We start from the raw sequence: 20,768 nt of genomic DNA on the forward strand, positions 1-20,768 counted from the left end.
TTTTCTCCAAAGGAAATTCTTGGCAAATGATGAATTTAGAGCAAAGATGGGATCGTTAAGTGCTAACCTAAAAGATGATATTGCTTGATCTTGTGGTCTTTGAAGACCAACTTGACCAAAAATAGCTTCATTTATTAGGCGCAGCATGGTCACCACCGCAGAAAAAACAAACATAGGTTACATTACCCAAGTAATTGGTCCGGTTGTAGACGTTAAATACCCTGGCGGTAAACTCCCCCAAATCTACAACGCTTTGACCATTAAAGGCACTAACGAAGCTGGACAGGAAATCAACCTCACCGTTGAAGTACAGCAACTTTTAGGCGATAACCAAGTCCGAGCTGTGGCTATGAGTACCACTGATGGTTTGGTTCGTGGGTTGGAAGTTGTGGATACGGGCGCACCTATCAGTGTGCCTGTAGGTAAGGCTACTTTAGGACGTATTTTCAACGTTTTAGGCGAACCTGTAGACAATCAAGGTCCTGTCAACAATGAGGAAACCTTACCCATTCACCGTGAATCCCCTAAACTCACAGATCTGGAAACTAAACCTTCTGTGTTTGAAACCGGTATCAAGGTTGTAGACCTGTTAACCCCCTACAGACGTGGTGGTAAAATCGGTCTATTTGGCGGAGCTGGTGTTGGTAAAACCGTGATCATGATGGAGTTGATTAACAACATCGCTACTCAACATGGTGGTGTGTCCGTATTCGCGGGTGTAGGTGAACGCACCCGCGAAGGTAATGACCTCTATAACGAAATGATCGAATCCGGGGTAATCAATAAAGAAAACCTCAATGAGTCTAAAATTGCCCTAGTTTATGGGCAAATGAATGAACCACCTGGAGCTAGAATGCGGGTTGGTTTGTCTGGCTTAACTATGGCAGAATACTTCCGGGATGTAAATAAACAAGACGTACTGTTATTTGTTGATAACATTTTCCGGTTCGTACAAGCTGGTTCTGAAGTATCCGCTCTCCTGGGACGTATGCCCTCCGCTGTGGGATATCAACCTACCTTGGGTACTGACGTGGGCGCTTTACAGGAACGTATCACCTCCACCACCGAAGGATCTATTACCTCTATTCAGGCTGTGTATGTACCTGCGGATGACTTAACCGATCCCGCACCTGCTACTACCTTCGCTCACTTGGATGGTACAACAGTATTATCCCGTGGTTTGGCTGCTAAAGGTATTTATCCAGCAGTGGATCCCCTGGGTTCTACTTCTACAATGTTACAGCCCAGTATTGTTGGTAAAGAGCATTATGACATTGCTCGCTCCGTACAGGCTACATTACAACGCTATAAAGAGTTACAAGATATTATTGCTATCTTAGGTTTAGATGAATTGTCTGAAGACGACCGTCTAACCGTAGCACGTGCTCGTAAGATTGAGCGGTTCTTGTCTCAACCATTCTTTGTAGCTGAAGTATTTACTGGATCCCCCGGTAAGTATGTGAAGTTGGAAGACACCATAAAAGGGTTCCAAAAAATTCTGGCCGGTGAGTTGGATGACCTACCAGAACAAGCTTTTTACATGGTGGGTGATATCAACGAAGCGATCGCCAAGGCTCAAAAACTGAAGGGTTAGTCATTGTCACTAGTCACTAGTTCTTGAGACTAGTGACTGACAAATTGGAAATAATCAAGGAAAACAGACAGATGACATTAACCATTCGTGTAATTTCCCCAGATAAAACCGTCTGGGATGGTCCTGCTGATGAGGTAATTCTCCCTAGCACTACTGGTCAGTTAGGTGTGTTAAGTGGTCATGCTCCCATGTTGACCGCATTGGACATAGGTGTAATGCGTGTAAGGGCAGAAAAAAATGCCAGCTGGCAGTCCATAGCTCTTGGAGGTGGTTTTGCGGAAGTTGAAGAAGATGAAGTAACCATTCTGGTGAATGGGGCTCAACGTGGTGAGTCTATTAATTTAGAGGAAGCTCGTTCAGAATTTAACGCAGCCCAGACCAAAATAAACCAGGTTCCAGCAGGAGATAGGCAAGCCCAAATACAGGCTACGGCAGCATTAAAACGGGCCCGAGCTCGTTTCCAAGCTGCTGGTGGTATGGTATGAGGCTAAAATAAATAACAGACTGCATGGTGGTAGTAACCATCATGCAGGTTGAATTGGCGGGGGGAGCAATCAAGTGCTACCAGTGAAAGCAACTTCGGGAAACTTTAACTGTGCTTCAGACATGGGGCGGTTTTTACCTTCTTCCTGCCAATAATTAATTACCTCTGTGGCCTTGTTCAGTAATTCCACGCGATCAGGATCACTGATCCAGTGCTTGGATTCCAACTCCTTCTTGAGTTCTTCCCAAGCATCATTACGGGGCCAGAAGAAATATTTAGTCAGGGGACTAGTACCTTTACCGACAACTTGATCCACTGCTAAGGCTACATTATCATCTAACCAGAGAATTTTTAAGATAAATTTGGTCAATCGTACCTCCGGGGAAAATCCGGCTATAACTTGCTATGGTTTGCAATCCCTCATTCTAATCTAAAACTTGACGGGAAGTAAAGAGTTAAAATCAATGGAAAATTTCTCGTTTTTGTGAACTCTTGGTTTGGGTTTGGTTGGGACTAAAAATCTGTCTCACCAGGTCAGCCAATTGCTCAGCACTATCGACAACAGCTATAGCTTGAGCTCTATGACTCATTTCCTGTAAGATTTTTGGCGACTTTAATAGTTCTAAAACTTGGTTTTGTAAGGTTTTTGCCGTCAGTTTTGATTGTTGAAAAGTTAAAGCAGCACCCGCCTTGGTAAAAACAGCAGCATTGTAGGATTGATGGTCTTCCGCTGCAAAGGGATAGGGAATTAAAATAGCAGGAGTACCACAGACTGCCAACTCGGCTAAACTCCCAGCTCCAGAACGACTAATGGCTAGATTAGCTCGACCCAACAAACCTGCCATATTATCATAAAAGGGAAAAACTATGTATTGGGGGTGTTGTAAACTTTTAGCATCAGGATCCTTATCTCCCGTTAAGTGGACAACATAAGCTCCCGCATTGCACCAAGCAATTACTGCTTGTCTAACCAATTGATTGACCGCTACTGCTCCCTGACTACCCCCAAAAACTACAATTAAGGGTGCTTCGTCCGGTATGGGTAACTCTAGTGGAGAACTGATTTTTCGATTTAAAAACTGCGATCGCACGGGGGTGCCAACATACACAGTTTTAGCATTGGGTAAATATTTGGTAGTTACGTCAAATCCTATAGCCACTCTAGTGCAATAGGAACCAAAAAATCGGGTCACCTTTCCAGGTAGAGCATTGGACTCATGAAAAATAACTGGTAAACCCAAAGAACGAGCTGCAATAATAGCTGGACTGGCAATATAGCCACCTGTGGTGAATACTCCTTGAAACCGACCTTGATGAAGAATCTGTCTCACCCGAAAAATGGACCGGACCAGTTTCCAGATGACAGTTAAAGAAGCTAAACTCAGACCCTTCTGAAAACCTTCCACTGGGATAGTATGTAGGGGGTATTGGTTTGGCACTAGCTCGGTTTCCAGTCTATTGGGTACTCCTAACCATTCGATATCATATTCTGTCAATTTCTCGGCCAGGGCGATCGCCGGAAATAAATGTCCACCCGTACCACTAGCAGCTACTAATAGTTTTAACCTTCCGTTTACCATAGTAATACCGTTATGTCGTTTATTCCTCAGATTGTTTTGTAGTTACTGCATTTTTTTGATTGCGTCCTATAATAGGATCTTACAATGGGATACAACGCAGCTGGCAATATATCCTGTTATTTACCGTTATTTAACACAGAATTTTCCCATCCTACGGGGGATCAGAAATTCCTGAGCTTGTGTAGAGAACTTAGTAAACTCTTATTAGTAGTAGCTTTTGTTAGCCACTATTAACTAAATTCACTAAACTTATTTGAACTTGTTGATTTATTCATGCAGCCAAACCAAAAACTACTCTTTAGTATTTCTCTGCTGTCACTCTTGTTGAGTCTGGATAGAGGGAGTTGTGCATACGCACAAACAGTAACTCCAGATAATGCACCCCCCCAACTGAAAAAGCTGATTGCTCAAATTGATGCTGCTTCCAGTCGTGGTGACATCAAGGGAGTCATGGGATTTTATAGTTCTAAATTTACCCATGGGGATGGATTAACCAGACAAGCTATGGAGGAGTCTTTAAAATCCTTTTGGCAAAGATATCCAAAATTGAGCTATGAGACAAAATTACGATCCTGGAAGTCAAACGGTAAGACTATCATTGCGGAAACTGTAACCCGGATTACGGGCCAGTCCTCCGACAGGACGAGCCCTCTTGCCATAAATGCGGCTATCACTTCAAGACAGCAGATTACAGGTGCACAAATTACCCATCAAGAAATTTTGTCAGAACGAACTCAAATGACATCGGGGAAAAAACCTCCCCAGGTGGAATTTAGGTTACCACAACAAGTGAAAGTGGGTGAGAAATATACTTTTGATGCTATTGTGAAGGAACCATTAGGTAATGACTTCCTCTTGGGAACTGCTATGGAAGAAACTATCAAACCTAACAAGTATCTTAATCCTACACCAATAAACTTGGAATTACTTAGTACGGGGGGGTTATTTAAAATTGGCACTGCTCCCTTACAACCAGTAAACCAATGGATTTCCGCCGTCATTGTTCGCGATGAAGGTGTTACCATGATTACTCAAAGGCTGAAAGTGGTTAGGAATTAGTTGGTTAAATACCATCGGGATTCCAGTTTGCCAAAGTTGTGTATTTATTACTTACTAAATCCAGGGGTTGAATTGCACCATTAGAGCTGGAAACTCGAAACCAATAAACCGGACTGGTGGTGCTGTCAGGGTGATTTTCTAACACTTTGATGGTGTAGAATGGTTGATTAGTTTTTGGATAGCTGCTAACAACTACACCCACATCAATAGCTCCTTGGGAAAGGGTTTTAATCTCCTTGGCTTTCCGTTGTACTTGTGGTAAATTCCAAACAGATTTGACCGCTTTTTGCTTATTGATCTTCACTATAGGTCTGACAACCTTTATAGAACTCGGTCTGGTTGTTACCACTTTAGCTACCTGTACAGATGGGCGACTCAATGAACTTTTCACTTGATTTTGACCCATGAGGTAGCTGATTGAGCATGCTCCTGATAATGCTAGTAACCCTAGAAAAACCACATGGTAGTACCTAAATTGTTCCTGGAGGTAGTAGGTTAATAGCTGCTTGGGGTAAACTTTAAACATGTTTCCACACCTTGATTTTATAGTTTTCGCCTGGCTACATGCATATAATATCAGAGGTGGTGCAACTGAATATTTTTTGTTTCCATCCAAATATCTGGTCTTGACAAAGATCCCCAGTTGTGCAAAGTTGCCAGACAATCTTTAAATTTGATTTAATATATATATTTAGCTCTTGACCTGAGTATGATAATTGTTTTTGACATTGATGGTGTAATTCGGGATGTGAGTGGTTCTTACCGCCGTGCTTTGGCAGATACAGTAGAATATTTTACTAACTATGCCTATCGTCCTACGGTCACGGATATTGACGACCTCAAATCTGAGGGCATATGGAACAATGATTGGGAGGGTTCCCAAGAGTTGATTTACCGTTACTTTGTTAGTCAGGGTTACCAAAGGGAAGAGTTACAATTAGATTATGAGGGCATTGTTGCCTATTTTCAATCCCGTTATCGCGGTACTGACACAGAAAACTGGAATGGTTATATTTGTGATGAACCCCTATTATTAGAACCAACCTATTTAGAGTCCCTGACCCAGGCAAATATCAGCTGGGGATTTTTTAGTGGTGCAACTCGTGGATCTGCTAGTTATGTGTTGGAGCGGCGCTTAGGTTTAAAATCTCCGGTTTTAATCGCCATGGAAGATGCACCTGGTAAACCTGACCCTACAGGACTTTTTGCTACTATTAATCTTTTAGAAATTGCTAAACAAGACCAACACAAAAAACAACCGGTTATATATGTGGGGGATACAGTAGCGGATATGCACACTGTAGCCAAAGCCAAAATTTTGGACAGTTCTCGAACCTGGGTAGCTGTGGGGGTTTTACCACCCCATGTTCAGGAAACCCCATCCCGCAGAGATGCTTATCAGAAAATTATGCTGCAAGCAGGTGCAAATATATTGTTGACTAATGTTCAGGAGTTGACACCATCAAAAACCGCTGAATTAGTAAATATAGTAAATATTTGAAGATGAATCAACCAATAGTTTGGGTCAACGGAGACTGTTTAAGTCCCCATAGTCCTGCTTTCAAGAAATATCCTGGTAGTCCAGCAATTTGGGTCTGGGATGATGCTTTAATTGCAGAATGGCAACTCAGCTTAAAAAGAATAACTTTCATTTATGAATGTCTAATAGAGTTACCAGTGGAAATTCGCCGAGGAGATATAGCACAGGAAGTGATTAGATTTGCTAGAGAAAACAATACTGGTTTAGTTATCACCACCAAGAGTCCTAGTCCCAAATTTGCACAAATTTGTGATCTGATTCGCCCCCATTTAGATTTGGAAGTATTAGCAGTGGAACCATTTTTTGATTATGATGGTTTTATTGACCTGAAAAGATTTTCCCGTTATTGGAAAGTGGCTGAAAAATATGTTTTTAGATCTAATCAAGATGGTTGAATAATTATAGCCAAGCTTATAAACAAAACTAGGAAGATGTTTAGACTAACCAAGGACACCCAAGATTTACTTACTGACCTGATTTCTCGCTATAAAGATCAGGTTGACTACTTAATGATTCGACTAGAAGAAGCAGAGGGAACAGATATCTTGTTGCGTGGTGATAAAGTAGAAACTCTTAGCGAGGGCGTTTCCATGGGTGCCCATGTTCGGGCTTGTCATAAAGGGGGTTGGGGTTTAACTAGCTTCAACCACATTGCCGATATTGAAGAACGCATCCAAGAAGCTATCTCCGCAGCACGCACAGTGGGAGATGAACAAACCATTCTCGCTCCTATCCCTGTTATTCGATCCACTTCCAAACTGGGCATAACTGGTATTGACCCATCCACGGTTTCTTTAAAAAAGAAAAAACAATTATGCGATCGCTACCGGGAAATACTAAAGGGCGTTGATTCTCGGATCACGACCACATCCGTTCGTTACAACGATAGTAGTCAGAAAGTAATAATTGCCACTTCTGAAGGAACCCTGATAGAGCAGTCATGGGTAGATATGGAAATGAGATTTGCTGCCACAGCCAGGAATGGGGACACAGTACAAACTGGGAGGGAAACAGTAGGTTCACGTAAAGATTATGATGACTTAGTCAATTTAGATACTATAGTACAAGGAGCTGCCCAAAGAGCCGTCACGGCCTTATCCCTACCACCAGTCAAAGGTAACACCTACACCGTAGTTATTGATCCCATATTAACAGGATTATTTGTGCATGAAGCCTTCGGTCATCTTTCAGAAGCGGACATGGCCTATGAGAATCCGGATTTACTGGAAGTGATGACCTTGGGGAGACGTTTTGGTCCAGAGGAACTGCAAATTTTTGATGGTGCAGCAGATCCAGGTCATCGGGGTAGTTATTTGTACGATGATGAGGGGACACCGGCCACAACCACCCAATTAATTGAAGATGGGGTGTTAGTAGGAAGGTTACACTCCCGTGAAACTGCGGGTAAATTGGGAGAAAAGCCCACAGGTAATGCTCGTTGTTTAGATTATCATTTTTCCCCTATTGTGAGGATGACCAACACTTGGATAGGAAGGGGTAAAACACCAGTGGCGGATTTATTTACAGATATAAAAGAAGGAGTATATGCACGTAATTGGTTAGGGGGAATGACCAATGGAGAGATGTTTACCTTTAGTGCGGGTGAAGCATGGATGATTAGAAATGGTACAATAGGGGAACCGGTAAAAGATGTAACCTTATCCGGCAATGTTTTTCAGACTTTAGCAGATATAGAGGGAATTGGGGATGATTTTCACTGGGATGAATCCGGGGGATGTGGTAAAGGGGGACAGAATGGGTTACCTGTGGGTTGTGGTGGACCCAGTTTAAGGATTAGAAATGTGGTTGTGGGGGGAGAAAGTTAGAGTGATATTTGATATGGTAGTATGATGGGTAGTAGGGAAGTATAGTAAAAGTTGGTTAAGCATGTGAGTCATACTACTAAAGAACTGCGTAATTTCATTATTTTTTGGCTAGGACAATCTGTATCAGAGATTGGGAATCGTTTAACAGGATTTGGGTTAGGAATCTGGGTCTATCAAAATACTCATGAGGTTGCCGGATTAAGCTTAGTTGTTTTTTTTACAACCCTGCCTGGGGTATTAATCACCCCTTTTGTTGGTGCATTAGTAGACAGATGGAATCGCAAATGGACCATAATCTTTAGTGACCTAGCTGCAGCTACTGTAACGCTAACGCTTATAGTGCTTCTACTAACAAACAATTTACAGGTTTGGCATACCTACATAACGGCATTTTGCACTTCAGTGTGCGGTTCTTTTCAAATGATTGCCAAAGGTGCAGCTTTGCCAATGATGGTTAAGAAACACCAGATAGGGAGAGCAAATGGGTTAATTCACTTTAGTACAGCTTTGGGACAACTAACGGCACCAATTTTAGCGGGAATACTCCTCGCTAGTATACAAATCCAGGGGTTACTGATGGTTGACTTATGTTCCTATTTTGTGGGACTACTTACTCTTTTGATTATTGATATTCCTCAACCGGAACCCATAATTGAATCAAATCAGAGTGTGAGAGTTAATACGATTATTCACGATATTGCTTATGGTTGGAATGCCGTTGTCGAGAATAATACTTTATTAATTTTGCTAGCATTCATGAGCATTCATTTCTTAGTAGATGGTATGACAACGGTTTTGATAAACCCTCTAGTTTTATCATTTTCTTCCACTCAGAGTTTTAGTGTTATTATGTCAATAGCTGCTTGTGGAATGGTAGGTGGTAGTTTAAGCATGACCCTTTGGGGAGGAGGTAAAAAACATACTTCTACTCTGTTTACTTTTACGGCATTAAATGGTGTAGGATTGGTAATTGCGGGATTTTCCCCTTCTATTCCCATTATTGCACTTGGTCTTTTTATATCATTTTTCTCATTACCAATTACTCTTAGCACCAATAGCACGATTTGGCAGTCTAGTGTTAATGGCAATATTCAAGGTCGTGTTCTTTCTTTATTTAACACAGTAATAGGGTTAGCATTAGCTATTGGTAATCTAACTGCTAGTCCTTTGAGCGACGATTTGTTTGAACCGATGTTATTAGAAGGTGGTTTACTATCTACTAGTATGGGGTCAATTATAGGGACTGGTGAAGGAAGGGGGATTGGACTTTTGATAATTATGGCGGGAATGATACTATTTTTTCTCTCTATTATCTTATATATCCATTTAAAGCAGAAAGATAAAAATTTAAGGACCAACAATGAGTTTAGCATTTCCGCTAAGGAAGTTGTGAAAGATTCATAAGCGTTTTTTACTCAGCAAGTTCTAATTGGCGAATTCTAGGATGTTGGGAAGCAATGATGGCAGTTGTTGTAATGAAGCAACCAACTATTACAAACAAAAGTCCAGTACCACGACCAGGACCAGTACCTATTAACTGGCCTATAAATGCTTTTGACCAAGTGCCATCAAATCCCATTAATGGTTCAAATACATAGTCAGATAGGGGTGCGGCAACTATGGATGCTAAAGGTGTTGCAGCGCTTGAAATTGCACCAGTTAGAGCAAAGACTCTTCCCTGTAAGTTTTCAGCAACTCTTGTTTGGAAGAGAATTTGAATCATGCCATTAATGAAGGGGGTATTAAAGAAAAATAGTATGGTGCCAATATACATTTGCAGTAACGAGGGACGTGAACCGCCAATGGCTATAGCCATTCCGCTCAATGACATAGCTATCAGAATTGTGGTAATTAAGTTTTGCCATTGGTATTTCCAACTACTCATCAATAGGGATCCCAAAATCATACCAATACCACTAAGAAACACGATTTTTCCCAGTTCAGATGGGGTAGTTAGACTCAGAGCCAAAGGATAAAATAGTACAGTCACGAAGCCAATTGAAAATTGATAAACTGTCAAAATAATCACAAGACTTGTTAGTCCAGGACATTTGATCAAATAAGTCCAACCATCCGTAACGTCTCGCCATAAAACATGCCATAAAAAGGATATACTTGGTTGGTAATTGTTTTCCTCAGTCCGATGGATTTTCTCACCAAACTTGACTGATATCAGAGTGGTTAGGGCAATTAATAATCCTAGAAAATCAATTGTTAAAATCCCTTGTAGATGGATTACATCCAAAATTGCACCTGCAATTAAAGGTCCGACAATCTGCTGAATCCCCATAGATAGTTGTACCATCCCGCTGGCTCTTGATAGTTCTTCTGCGGGAACCAAAGAGGTAATGGCGGCTTTATACGCAGGGTTACTGAATGTGCCAATTATGGAGGCAAAAATGTTGATTAAATAAATTTGCCAGATTTCTATCTGACCAATAGTCGCAATAATCAACAAACTTAGAGTCAGTACTCCTATAATAATGTGAGCAATAATCATTGTCATGCGTCGATCCCATTTATCCACCAAGGTTCCTGCTACAGGGGAAATAATGATCGGTGGTATGGTGCAAGTTAGCATGAGTAAGGCGAACTGTGTGGCTGAACCTGTTTGCCTAAATACAGATATATTGAGAGCAAAACTGGTCATAGAGATACCAATCAGGTAAAATAGTTGTCCCAGCCAAATTATTCTGAAAATAAACATGTTGAAATAAACGCAGTGAATTTTGCTCGAATACTGTTATGATGGTTGTCTATTATCGGGTATGAGGATATTTTTGCCCTTTCACCGTTTTAGGGGATGGTGAGGTACACCTCTTTTGTAATTTACCAGTGGGAGAACTGCTATACAAGTTTTATGAGTGTAAACCACTAAACTAGTATAACTCAATAACTCAAAAATAACCCATTCAAATGAGTAAATTTAAACCACAAGCAGTGTCACAGTTTTGGGCGATCGCCAAACTTTATTGGTTAGAAGGTGAAAAACGACCTGCAATCGTTCTACTTCTGCTAATGGGTATTTTGCTATTAGGTAACACCCAAGTTAAGGTCTTTTTAAATGGTATTCAAGGAGACTTAATTTCTGCCTTGTCATCTCGCGACAGTAACAGATTTTGGCAAGGTATAGGAGTTGCTTTTTTAGGCATTATTCTGTTTGGATGTTTAAACTCTGCCTATGGTTATCTGCGAGAGATGATAAATATATATTGGCGCAGATGGTTAACAGCTCATTTTCTTGGTGAATATTTTCGGGATCGTGCTTTTTATGAGTTGAACAATTTTGATAAAGAGATTGATAACCCAGATCAACGCATTTCTGAAGACATTACCAATTTTTGTCAACAATCGGTTCAATTTTTAGTCAACTGTCTGGAGTCAATTTTTGTAGTAGTTGCTTTTAGTTTTATTCTGTGGTCAATTTCGCCAAATCTAGTTTTAGTCTTAATTATTTATTCCCTACTAGCCTATACAATTACTATAGCTTTTTATGGCAAGAAATTAACTAGGCTAAACATTGAGCAGCTAAGAAAAGAGGCAGATTTTCGTTTCAGTTTAATTCGCATCCGAGAAAATTCTGAATCCATAGCCTTTTACAATGGAATTTTGCCAGAATCAAGGAAAGTTAAAGAGATATTTAACCTGGCATTTAAAAATTTTCAGAAACTAATTCTTTGGTCAGAAATATACCTAAATATTTTTAAATATCAATTTGGTTATCTTCCCTGGATTATTCCGGCATTAATTTTGGGTCAACAAGTGCTATCAGGTGATATTGAAGTGGGGAAGGTTACAGAAGCTGGAGGTGCCTTTGGCCAGGTAGCATTCTCAGTCAATTTGATTATGTATCAATTTGAGAAATTTACAAAATTTGCCGCAGCAATTAATCGCTTGTATGTCTTTCATGAATATTTCCAAAGTCCAAAAAAAACAAATCCTGACAGAAATCAAATTCGCATCACCAAAGATAATTATTTAGGTTTTAGAAATCTAACTTTATACACTCCTAACTACGAAAAAATCCTGTTTGAAAATTTTTCCTTGGAACTTCAACCCAATCAAAGCCTTTTGATTATGGGGGATAGTGGTTGTGGAAAAAGTTCTTTGTTGCGAGCATTAGCGGGATTATGGAAATCAGGAAGCGGCGAAATTGTCCGTCCTGAACTATCAGAAATTTTATTTTTGCCTCAGCGTCCTTACATGATTTTAGGCACTCTCAGAGAACAGCTAATTTATCCATATAACCACACTGATATTAGTGATGAAGAACTTTATCAAGTAGTTGAAAAAGTTGGTTTATCCTACCTGATAGAAAGATTTGGAGGTTTAAATAGAGAGCAAGATTGGAGTGAAATTCTTTCCCTGGGGGAACAGCAAAGATTAGCCTTTGGCAGACTTTTAGTTGCCAAACCCAAATATGTTATTTTAGACGAAGCTACCAGTGCTTTAGATTTAAAAAATGAAGAAAAGTTGTACAATTTTTTGATAAGTATGAATACAACCTTTGTTAGTGTTGGACATCGACCCACCCTAAAAAAATTCCATCAAGTAGTTATTAACATGTCAGGAGATTCCCCATGAGTCGTGTAATGTTCTTCAATGTTTCAGCACCGGGCCATATCATCCCAACTTTTGGACTGGTTAAAGAATTAATTAACAGAGGCGAAGAGGTAATTTACTATGAAGTACCTAGCTTTGAAGGAGAAATATTATCCTTTGGTGCCAAGTTTCGCCCTTATCCAACCCTAAATCCTGAAACAGCGCCACCTGCAGAAAATGAAATGTCTTTAGTTCCCTCGTTAATCTGGTGTGCCCATCAGATGCTCCCAGAATTAATAGAGTCTGTGAGTAAAGAGAAACCAGATTATATTATTCATGATTCCCTATGTCTTTGGGGGAGATTATTGGGGCAAATTCTCAATATTCCCGCCATAAATTCTATCTCTACAGCTGCTTTTACCCCCCAAACATTTTATGAATGTCCGTGGTTGAGAAAAAAACTGCCCTTTTTTTTAAAACAAGCTGCAGAGGGTATGAAATATTATCGAAAATACCAAAAAGAATTGCGGTTAACCTATGGACTGCCACCAATTAAGTTTGTAGATACATTTACCAATATTGAACCGTTAAACTTATGTTACTTGCCAGTAGAACTGCAACCCTATCACTATAAGTTTAATCAGTTTAGTCAGCAATTTCATTTCGTTGGACCTTGTAACCTTATAAGGGGTATCGAATTTGATTTTCCTTTGGAAAAACTACAAAAGGACAAGGTAATTCTTATTTCTTTTGGCACTGCTCACGATCCAGGAGTGAGATTCTATCAGAACTGTATTCAGGCATTTGGTAATATTGATGCTCAAGTAGTAATGATATTAAGTCCTACCATAGATGTAAGTGTTTTGGGGGATATTCCCGAAAACTTTATCATCAGACCCAATGGCACGGTTCCTCAATTAAAAATTTTAGAACGTGCCAGTTTGTTTATTATGCACGGAGCAGCTGGTGGCACAAGAGAAGCTATTTCCTATTCAGTACCGATGATTGCAGTACCACAAACCTATGAGCAGGAAATTATTTCTCGTCGTATTGAGGAGCAGGGTGCAGGAATTATGATGTTTTTAAAAGACAGTACGGTAGAAAATCTACGACAAACTGCACAGCAACTTTTAACTAATAATTCTTTTAGAGTTAATCTTCGTCGATTGGGCGATGCCTGTCATGCTGCTGGTGGAGTTAAAAGGGCAGTGGATGAAATTTGGCATTACATGACAAGCAAGCTATAACTCCCAATTAAAAATTGTCTGCTATTGTCTGCTCATGATTGATTTCTAGTTCCAGCGGCTAACATTTTTGGTAAAAATCTCTTTCAAAATATCAGTTATTGTGTAACTTAGCTCCCAACGAGGATAATGATTTTTAAATTTTTGAACATCACTAATCCACCAAATGTGGTCGCCTATGCGGTTCACTTCTATGTATTGCCAGTTCAGCTTTTTGTCAGTAATTGCTTGGCAGTGCTGAACCGCTTCCAACATTGAGCAATTACTAAAACGACTTCCACCTATGTTGTATACTTCACCAACTCGCGGGTTTTGGTAAAAATGGTAAAAAGCATTTACTAAATCGTAGCTGTGGATATTATCACGAACCTGCTTGCCTTTGTAGCCAAGTATCTGATAAGGTTCGCCGGTCATTGTACATTTCATCAGGTAAGATAAAAAGCCGTGTAGTTGAGTACCAGAGTGGCTTGGTCCTGTCAAACATCCCCCTCGAAATGCAACGGTCTTCATGTTGAAATAGCGTCCATATTCCTGCACTAGTACGTCCGCCGCTAACTTTGAAGCTCCAAACAAAGAGTGCATAGAATGATCTATACTCATGTTTTCATCAATTCCTTGGTAGTACGGATGGGTTTGGTTAATTTCCCAGCGCAGTTCTTCTTCTAGTAACGGTAAGCGATTCGGAGTATCTCCATAGACTTTGTTGGTCGAGCAAAAGATAAAGACCGCATCCGGAGAGTATTGCCGCATGTTTTCTAATAAAACTAAAGTGCCATTGGCATTGACGGAAAAGTCGGTATAGGGATCTTTAGCCGCCCAATCGTGGGATGGTTGAGCCGCAGTGTGAATGATCAAACCAATATCTGTACCATAGGTTTTAAAGATGTTGGATATGCTTTCGGAAGCCCGAATATCAACGTTATGGTGAATGTATTGATCACCATATTCCTCTAAAAGGCGATCACGATTCCATTCGGTTGAAGCACCTTCTCCAAAGAAAAAAGAGCGCATATTGTTATCAATGCCAACCACGCTAAATCCACGCTTGCAGAAAAATCGAACTGATTCAGAACCAATTAATCCAGCTGAACCTGTTACTAAAACGATCGTCATGATTATTATCCCTCTAAATGTATCAGACACTGTTACATTACATTTCATCGAGCCACCCAATCGGCGATCGCCTTAAAATTTATCGCATTATACCGCTCTTTCACTCCCAGGAACTATCATGAAATTAAACCAGAATAAAAATGAGGAAGCTCTATGCCCTTACAGTTAACCATTACCTACCCTGATACCTTTCCTGATGCTTTAGGTAGCACCAAAGAGCAATTTGAGCAGGAGGCTAAATGGGCAATGGCAATCAAACTTTTTGAAATGAAGCGGATTTCATCTGGTATGGCTGCTAGTTTATTAGGGGTAAACAGAACTACCTTTATAATGAAACTTGCTGATTACAATATTCCGCTTATTGACCTAACAGAAGAAGAATTATTATCTGATTTAGCAAATGCCTAAAACCGAGAAAATCGTCATCAACACATCTCCCTTAATTGCCCTAGTTGCTGCTTGGGGTGATTTAACTATTTTATCATCATTATATGAAGAAATATTTGTCACTTTTGAAGTCTGTCAGGAAATTCTTCAAGGTGGGTCAGTAAACTTTGCCGTTTCTGAATTTAACCGTGCTAGTTGGCTAAATAAGCAAAGAATTCCTTTGACCATCACCCCCTTTCTCCTCAATTATTTGGATTTAGGGTAAGCATCCGTCATCCAGTTCGCTCTCGATAATAACCTAAAAGGGGATATTCCCGAAAACTTTATCATCAGACCCAATGGCACGGTTCCTCAATTAAAAATTTTAGAACGTGCCAGTTTGTTTATTATGCACGGAGCAGCTGGTGGCACAAGAGAAGCTATTTCCGGAGATGTCTAATGAATGGGGTGAAAAAATGTTAGATAAGTTTCGCTATCGTCAAGCTTGTATGTGTCAACAAATCAGTTATGTTCATTGGATGGAAGATATTATGAGATGTTGGCATTTTCACCTTTGATAGGAGTACTATCAATATTTCTGATATTATCCCTGTGCAGTAGCAACTACAACCATATCAATCAAATGCAATTTCTTTAATGTTTCATTTTGATTTACCTGGTTCTCAAGTTCCAATATTTCCTCCACACTCTCAATTGGTTTAATTGGTCTATATAGTCGAGCTTGAATTTGCGGATATTCAATATATGTACCAACTTCCATAGTTTTATGTGTATAAAACTCAGAGTGGTAGGCTTCCCATTTATTCACAGCAAATAGAGGTGTTGTAGGTAGTTCATAATCTGCTGGTTTGGACTTAAATTCCTCTGGAAATGTGTGCTGTAATTCGGGATTAAAAGGGTTACTTAGGATAGTTTGTAACAGTTCAAAAGGCATGTATCTAATTCCTAGTCCCGCAGCTGGACCATTTTCACAAATTTGGGCAAATTCCGAGCGTTCAATCATAACGTGATGATGATTAAACTCTTTAGTGTCCCCCACGTGATAGAGAACAGGAGATTTACAAGCAAATATCACTAAAGAACCGTTGGGTTTCAAAAAATTATAAAAAGCAGCAATACTTTCCTGGATAACACTCAAAGAAATATGTTCAAAAATGTGGGAACAAACAATCATGTCAAAAGGCCCATACTGAGCAATGTCTGGACTTTGCATGACATCATTTACAAGATAGACTTTCTCACTTTTGAGAGGTGATGTATGGGCTGATTTAAGCAAATTATTGTATTCCTCAGTGAGCCAAAAACTGTCATCTTTTAATTTTTCTAATAGTTCGTGGTGATTATTCAGTAGACATTGAGCAACTATGGAGGCGTGCAGAAATCTACGCTGGTCAGGTTCGACTAAAACAATCTTTTTAGCAGTCCAAAAACGTGGTAGTAATCTCCCTAAACCACATCCAGCATCCAGAATAACCGCATCAGGAGTAATCAAGTCCTGAACGTTATTACCCCAAACTTCCTGATCTCTAGCTTTCCAAGCTTGATGAGCAATATCTGTGACCCACTGGTATGGATCCACACTTTCATAGACTGTGGAAGTAATTTGCTCCATAATCTCCATAATAATGTACCTAAATAAAACTCCAAGAAAACTTTGCCTAGTATACCACATGAAACCTAAGTCGCACTAAATGTATCAGGTATTCTATATACTGTCGCCAAGTCACTTTGCTTGCTCCTTCTTGACGTTCCTGAAACACATAGCCAACCTCAATAATATGGTTAATCTCACCTCGCCCCAGGACTTCAATTAAAATCTTATAGCCCAAAGGACTCATTAATTTCTGTGCGATCGCCTTTCGACGCACTAAGAAATAACCACTCATCGGATCGGAAACCCGACTGACGATATCAGGCAAAATCAGCAGTCCTAAAAATTGCGCTCCCCGTGACAAAAACCGCCTATGCCATTGCCAATCACTGGTTCCACCTCCAGTTATATTACGACTGGCCACGGCAATATCTGCTTCTTGATCCATCGCTTTCAATAACTTGAGTAATACTTCTGGTGGATGCTGTAAATCACCATCAATTACTCCTAGTATTTCCCCTTGAGCTATCTGCCAACCTCTAATTACTGCTGTAGATAGGCCTCGTTCTCCCTGACGACGTATCACCCGCAGACGGGGGTAATCTTTGGTTAGTTCCTGAGCAATTTCCCAGGTGCGATCATAGCTATCATCATCCACCACAATCAATTCGTAATTATCTACTAAGGCCTCATTGAGCAAATCACTCAAGAGATGGACCACTGCCAAAATGTTTTTGCTTTCGTTATAGGTCGGGATAACCAATGACAAATAAACTGGCTTAACTGATGATGAAACTTCCGACAATGCGGTAATTTCTAGGCTTCCAGAAGGGGCTAATACTAGGTCCTTACTGCTATTATTGGTCATGATTCTTTTTTCTCCATCACCTGCCAATTAAACCTCATGTTCATACCAAAATTCCAGGAAATCACACAAATGATGGCTATCAATTTGGCTAGATAAGCATTTATAGCAAACTTATAAACCAAAAAGTTCACAATTAAACTATTGAGAATTAAACCCAACAAACAAATTAGGTTAAACTTAAAAAACCTTTGTAATCTGTGACTGTTGTCTAAAACTAAATTTTCTTTCTGAACTACGTCACCAAATGTCCAAATATCATTCCAGAAGAAATTATTAATGATTGCTAATTCGGTTGATAGCATCGAACTAGGAGTTAGGTTTAAACCTAATAGGCTATGTAGAAAATAAAAACCTCCTAGATCCACTATTACACCGCTAAAACCCACCAACGCAAAACGAATTAACCGACTAATAAATATTCCGTACCGACTTAAGCTAATTTTATTTATCATACTGTTGATTTACTAACTTTTATTTAATATTGCTCTAAACCTTCTTCTCAAATCTCCATAAACCTCCTACAGTTACTGAGTGATTAGTGGTAATTTTTTGTATTGTTTTCATACAATAGTTTTGATTATCCTTTAGTTTACGAAATAAATGACTATTGTTATCTACAAAAAAAATCTGATTATAATTCTCCGGAATTACTAAAGGTTCAACATCTTTATTCGTTAGCAGAGAAATTCCTGGGGAATAATGAGTCAAAGCTAATATTCCTCCCAAATGTACAGCAGCATTATTTATTACCAATAAAGGTGAGTCTGCTTCGTTAATAGCCTGAATTGTTTCCATGATAAATGTGCTACCTGATTGCGTCCACGAATTTTGGGACTGAAAGAATTTGACATCAGAAACTAGTCCGGAAAAAATAAGTAATACCATCATTAATTGGGCTATTTTTCTCCGCCAAGTCTTTTCTTGTAAAATTGGAAAGGCAAAACTTAAAATATATGCTATGGCAATTTCTAAACAGATATACAAGGGCAATTCATATCGTACTTGTATGGAACGAGATCCACCCAAAATTATATCATATAAGATCAATAATATACTAGGAAATCCCCCTAGACAAAAAAGAAAAAGATAAGTTTCATTTTTAATATCCTTACAAAAACAAAATATGAGATAGCTTATTAAAAATAAGCCGAAGATCAGGGAAATAAGAGTATAGTACAAAGCCCCTTCATCAGAAAAATAACTAAAGAATCCTAATGGTTTAGCCAAACCAAGATCAAAAAATGTCCTAGTAACTCGAACAAGAAAAACGGCAATTAACTCTAAGGGACTATCCGTATATCTGACACCGTAGCCAGAAGTTAATGATACTCCTGTATCAAGATGATTTATGAATACAATTAGCCAAGGTAAAAATATCAACAAAGCTATGATTGTATAAATTATATAGTTAATCAAGGTTTTGGTAAGACGAAACTGTTGTTGAATAATCACATAAATTCCGTGAGATATGATCATCAAACCTGTTAATAAGTGGGTATATAGTCCCAGAATCAAGGTTAGGCTATACAAAACCCAGCTGAGTGTATTTTCTTTTCTGATGGATCTCAATAAAGCAGTACTGGATATGAGAATTTCTACCATCCATAAAGCATATTGGCGAGCCTCTTGAGCAAAATATAGCTGTAAGGGAGAAACAGCAATTAATGCCATTGCTATCCATGCCACAATTCCAGACTCAAACAACTCTAAACATATCCAAAATACACCCGGAAATATTAACAAACTAATAATTGCCGATAAACTCCTTATTCCCGTGGGGGAATCACCAAATATCTGGGCCCATAGTCTGACCATAATGTAGTACAATGGGGGATGTTGGGGGTCTGAGGTGATTAAATAATTAACTGTATCACTTACATGCTTTTCTGGACTTATGTGTTGATACTTTTGAAAGTTATTGATAGGAATTATGCCTTCATGTTCAGAAAGTTCCTTTTGTAACTCAACTAATGTGTGTCCAGAAATTGCTACAGATGTCCAGTTTTCGTCACAGCAGTAAATTTTTTTGTCTAAACTTACCCAGCGACAGAAAATACTTATTCCTATTAGAACTACTACTGCGATTTTTAACCAAGTTGGCGTTTTTGTTTTTAATTCTAAATTTGGCATTTGTCCTAATTTCCTAACGACTTTCAACCGTTTGTTTGTGGTTCTCCCGAAAATTTTGGTTCATACATTAAATTTTGCCTTTAAATAAAGATCGAAAAAACCAGTATGGTTCTAACATCAACCCGAATAAAAACCTGGCTATCTGGTGTTTTTTGGGCAACCAAGAAGTGGTCATGTGATGTATAGTATAAGTCTCTGGGTTAACGTGACTCTTGAAGATTTTACCATTAAGTTCCATGGGTGCACCTGGCTCAAAAATATATCCTGGACAGACTAGAACATTAGAATTTTGATCAAATTTACCCCCAACCACGCAGTCGTTAAGCATAATTGGTCCAGTACTATGTCCAACATAAAGTGGCATTATTTTATGGTCTGAGTTATGTTGACGGTTTTTTAATTCCTCAAACACTTTCAACCACAGAGGATGCTTGGGAATACTACCCATAATTGCATTACTAAAACCTACCAACTTGGATAGAATAAGCTCGAAATCTGCCAATAAATTATCCAGTGGTTTTATACTTTCTACATCCATATCTAAGTAAAACCCACCATAGTGATAGAGTATGAAATAACGTATGGCATCACGACGCTGAATATCATGAGGATAAGCATCAAATACTGGTAGGAACCAGGGATAATTATCTGTCATAAATCCTCTAGCTTTGCGTTCATCCCAAAATTGGTATTCCCAATGGGGATGATTTTGTAAAACTGTTTGTTGATAACGTCGATATTTTTCCGGTACTGCTGCTGCTCCTAGAAAAAAAATTTGATGGATAATCTGGGGAATTTTACTCATTTCAT

The 20,768-nt window shown here is 39.3% G+C and carries 22 protein-coding genes; 12 read left to right on the forward strand and 10 right to left on the reverse strand.

Annotation, left to right across the window (positions count from 1 at the left end; all coding sequences use genetic code 11):
* Positions 1–145: 145 nt before the first annotated feature.
* Positions 146–1,594, forward strand: coding sequence for a F0F1 ATP synthase subunit beta (gene atpD, locus IAR63_RS16465; RefSeq protein ID WP_061547079.1), 1,449 nt, complete (start codon positions 146–148; stop codon positions 1,592–1,594).
* Between the two features lie 71 nt (positions 1,595–1,665).
* Complete coding sequence (gene atpC, locus IAR63_RS16470; protein WP_096546234.1) at positions 1,666–2,079, forward strand: ATP synthase F1 subunit epsilon; 414 nt, start codon at positions 1,666–1,668, stop codon at positions 2,077–2,079.
* Positions 2,080–2,148: 69 nt separating this feature from the next.
* On the opposite strand, the gene IAR63_RS16475 is transcribed toward atpC, so the two are convergent.
* Positions 2,149–2,448 (reverse strand): 30S ribosomal protein PSRP-3, encoded by a 300-nt coding sequence (locus IAR63_RS16475; protein WP_006276705.1) that lies wholly within the window; start codon positions 2,446–2,448, stop codon positions 2,149–2,151.
* 91 nt (positions 2,449–2,539) lie between these two features.
* The gene (murG, locus tag IAR63_RS16480) at positions 2,540–3,658 is read right to left on the reverse strand and encodes an undecaprenyldiphospho-muramoylpentapeptide beta-N-acetylglucosaminyltransferase (RefSeq protein ID WP_187706020.1); all 1,119 of its coding nucleotides are present in this window, start codon (positions 3,656–3,658) and stop codon (positions 2,540–2,542) included.
* A gap of 273 nt (positions 3,659–3,931) precedes the next feature.
* Between murG and IAR63_RS16485 the strand changes: the two genes are divergently transcribed.
* Positions 3,932–4,717 carry a Cif family virulence factor gene (locus tag IAR63_RS16485; protein ID WP_187706021.1) on the forward strand — a complete coding sequence of 262 codons (786 nt, stop codon included), beginning with the start codon at positions 3,932–3,934 and terminating at the stop codon, positions 4,715–4,717.
* A 4-nt stretch (positions 4,718–4,721) separates the two neighbouring features.
* Here the strand turns inward: IAR63_RS16485 and IAR63_RS16490 are convergent, their stop codons facing one another.
* Positions 4,722–5,243, reverse strand: coding sequence for a hypothetical protein (locus tag IAR63_RS16490; protein WP_187706022.1), 522 nt, complete (start codon positions 5,241–5,243; stop codon positions 4,722–4,724).
* A 183-nt stretch (positions 5,244–5,426) separates the two neighbouring features.
* Between IAR63_RS16490 and IAR63_RS16495 the strand changes: the two genes are divergently transcribed.
* The 4 genes from IAR63_RS16495 to IAR63_RS16510 all read left to right on the forward strand — a co-directional run bounded on the left by IAR63_RS16495 (position 5,427) and on the right by IAR63_RS16510 (position 9,487).
* The gene (locus tag IAR63_RS16495) at positions 5,427–6,218 is read left to right on the forward strand and encodes a TIGR01548 family HAD-type hydrolase (protein WP_187706023.1); all 792 of its coding nucleotides are present in this window, start codon (positions 5,427–5,429) and stop codon (positions 6,216–6,218) included.
* Between the two features lie 2 nt (positions 6,219–6,220).
* Complete coding sequence (locus IAR63_RS16500; RefSeq protein ID WP_096546226.1) at positions 6,221–6,652, forward strand: hypothetical protein; 432 nt, start codon at positions 6,221–6,223, stop codon at positions 6,650–6,652.
* 36 nt (positions 6,653–6,688) lie between these two features.
* Positions 6,689–8,083: a TldD/PmbA family protein gene (locus IAR63_RS16505; RefSeq protein ID WP_187706024.1), complete on the forward strand. Its 1,395-nt coding sequence runs from the start codon at positions 6,689–6,691 to the stop codon at positions 8,081–8,083.
* A gap of 63 nt (positions 8,084–8,146) precedes the next feature.
* Positions 8,147–9,487 (forward strand): MFS transporter, encoded by a 1,341-nt coding sequence (locus IAR63_RS16510; protein ID WP_235678301.1) that lies wholly within the window; start codon positions 8,147–8,149, stop codon positions 9,485–9,487.
* A gap of 7 nt (positions 9,488–9,494) precedes the next feature.
* On the opposite strand, the gene IAR63_RS16515 is transcribed toward IAR63_RS16510, so the two are convergent.
* A complete protein-coding gene (locus IAR63_RS16515) occupies positions 9,495–10,733 on the reverse strand; it encodes an MFS transporter (RefSeq protein WP_235678302.1) in 1,239 nt (412 codons plus the stop codon).
* A 266-nt stretch (positions 10,734–10,999) separates the two neighbouring features.
* On the opposite strand from IAR63_RS16515, the gene IAR63_RS16520 reads away from it, so the two are divergent.
* Both IAR63_RS16520 and IAR63_RS16525 read left to right on the forward strand, forming a co-directional pair.
* A complete protein-coding gene (locus IAR63_RS16520; RefSeq protein WP_096546220.1) occupies positions 11,000–12,667 on the forward strand; it encodes an ABC transporter ATP-binding protein/permease in 1,668 nt (555 codons plus the stop codon).
* Entirely contained in the window at positions 12,664–13,872 is a 1,209-nt protein-coding gene (locus IAR63_RS16525; protein WP_057178225.1) for a macrolide family glycosyltransferase, read from the forward strand. Before IAR63_RS16520 ends, IAR63_RS16525 begins: the two co-directional genes overlap by 4 nt.
* A 45-nt stretch (positions 13,873–13,917) precedes the next feature.
* On the opposite strand, the gene IAR63_RS16530 is transcribed toward IAR63_RS16525, so the two are convergent.
* Entirely contained in the window at positions 13,918–14,982 is a 1,065-nt protein-coding gene (locus tag IAR63_RS16530; RefSeq protein WP_187706027.1) for an NAD-dependent epimerase/dehydratase family protein, read from the reverse strand.
* Between the two features lie 153 nt (positions 14,983–15,135).
* Here IAR63_RS16530 and IAR63_RS16535 point away from each other — a divergent pair, with 153 nt between their 5' ends.
* From IAR63_RS16535 to IAR63_RS18830, 3 genes are all read left to right on the forward strand, one after another.
* On the forward strand, positions 15,136–15,390 hold the full coding sequence (locus IAR63_RS16535) for a UPF0175 family protein (RefSeq protein ID WP_006276693.1): 255 nt from the start codon (positions 15,136–15,138) through the stop codon (positions 15,388–15,390).
* The gene (locus tag IAR63_RS16540) at positions 15,383–15,634 is read left to right on the forward strand and encodes a PIN domain-containing protein (RefSeq protein WP_096546214.1); all 252 of its coding nucleotides are present in this window, start codon (positions 15,383–15,385) and stop codon (positions 15,632–15,634) included. The genes IAR63_RS16535 and IAR63_RS16540 overlap by 8 nt, the downstream gene beginning before the upstream one ends.
* Before the next feature lie 106 nt (positions 15,635–15,740).
* Positions 15,741–15,926: a hypothetical protein gene (locus IAR63_RS18830; protein ID WP_074404747.1), complete on the forward strand. Its 186-nt coding sequence runs from the start codon at positions 15,741–15,743 to the stop codon at positions 15,924–15,926.
* A 26-nt stretch (positions 15,927–15,952) separates the two neighbouring features.
* Here the strand turns inward: IAR63_RS18830 and IAR63_RS16550 are convergent, their stop codons facing one another.
* The 5 genes from IAR63_RS16550 to IAR63_RS16570 form a co-directional block, all read right to left on the reverse strand.
* Positions 15,953–16,990 (reverse strand): class I SAM-dependent methyltransferase, encoded by a 1,038-nt coding sequence (locus IAR63_RS16550; RefSeq protein WP_235678303.1) that lies wholly within the window; start codon positions 16,988–16,990, stop codon positions 15,953–15,955.
* A 37-nt stretch (positions 16,991–17,027) separates the two neighbouring features.
* Positions 17,028–17,828, reverse strand: a complete 801-nt coding sequence (locus tag IAR63_RS16555) for a polyprenol monophosphomannose synthase (RefSeq protein ID WP_057178222.1) — start codon at positions 17,826–17,828, stop codon at positions 17,028–17,030.
* Positions 17,825–18,280, reverse strand: coding sequence for a GtrA family protein (locus IAR63_RS16560; RefSeq protein ID WP_006276688.1), 456 nt, complete (start codon positions 18,278–18,280; stop codon positions 17,825–17,827). The genes IAR63_RS16555 and IAR63_RS16560 overlap by 4 nt, the downstream gene beginning before the upstream one ends.
* A gap of 34 nt (positions 18,281–18,314) precedes the next feature.
* The gene (locus tag IAR63_RS16565; RefSeq protein WP_187706028.1) at positions 18,315–19,958 is read right to left on the reverse strand and encodes a glycosyltransferase family 39 protein; all 1,644 of its coding nucleotides are present in this window, start codon (positions 19,956–19,958) and stop codon (positions 18,315–18,317) included.
* 67 nt (positions 19,959–20,025) lie between these two features.
* A complete protein-coding gene (locus IAR63_RS16570) occupies positions 20,026–20,763 on the reverse strand; it encodes a glycosyltransferase family 32 protein (RefSeq protein ID WP_187706029.1) in 738 nt (245 codons plus the stop codon).
* Between the last annotated feature and the right edge of the window lie 5 nt (positions 20,764–20,768).

This window comes from Cylindrospermopsis curvispora GIHE-G1 (assembly GCF_014489415.1).
Taxonomy (GTDB): Bacteria; Cyanobacteriota; Cyanobacteriia; order Cyanobacteriales; family Nostocaceae; genus Raphidiopsis; species Raphidiopsis curvispora_A.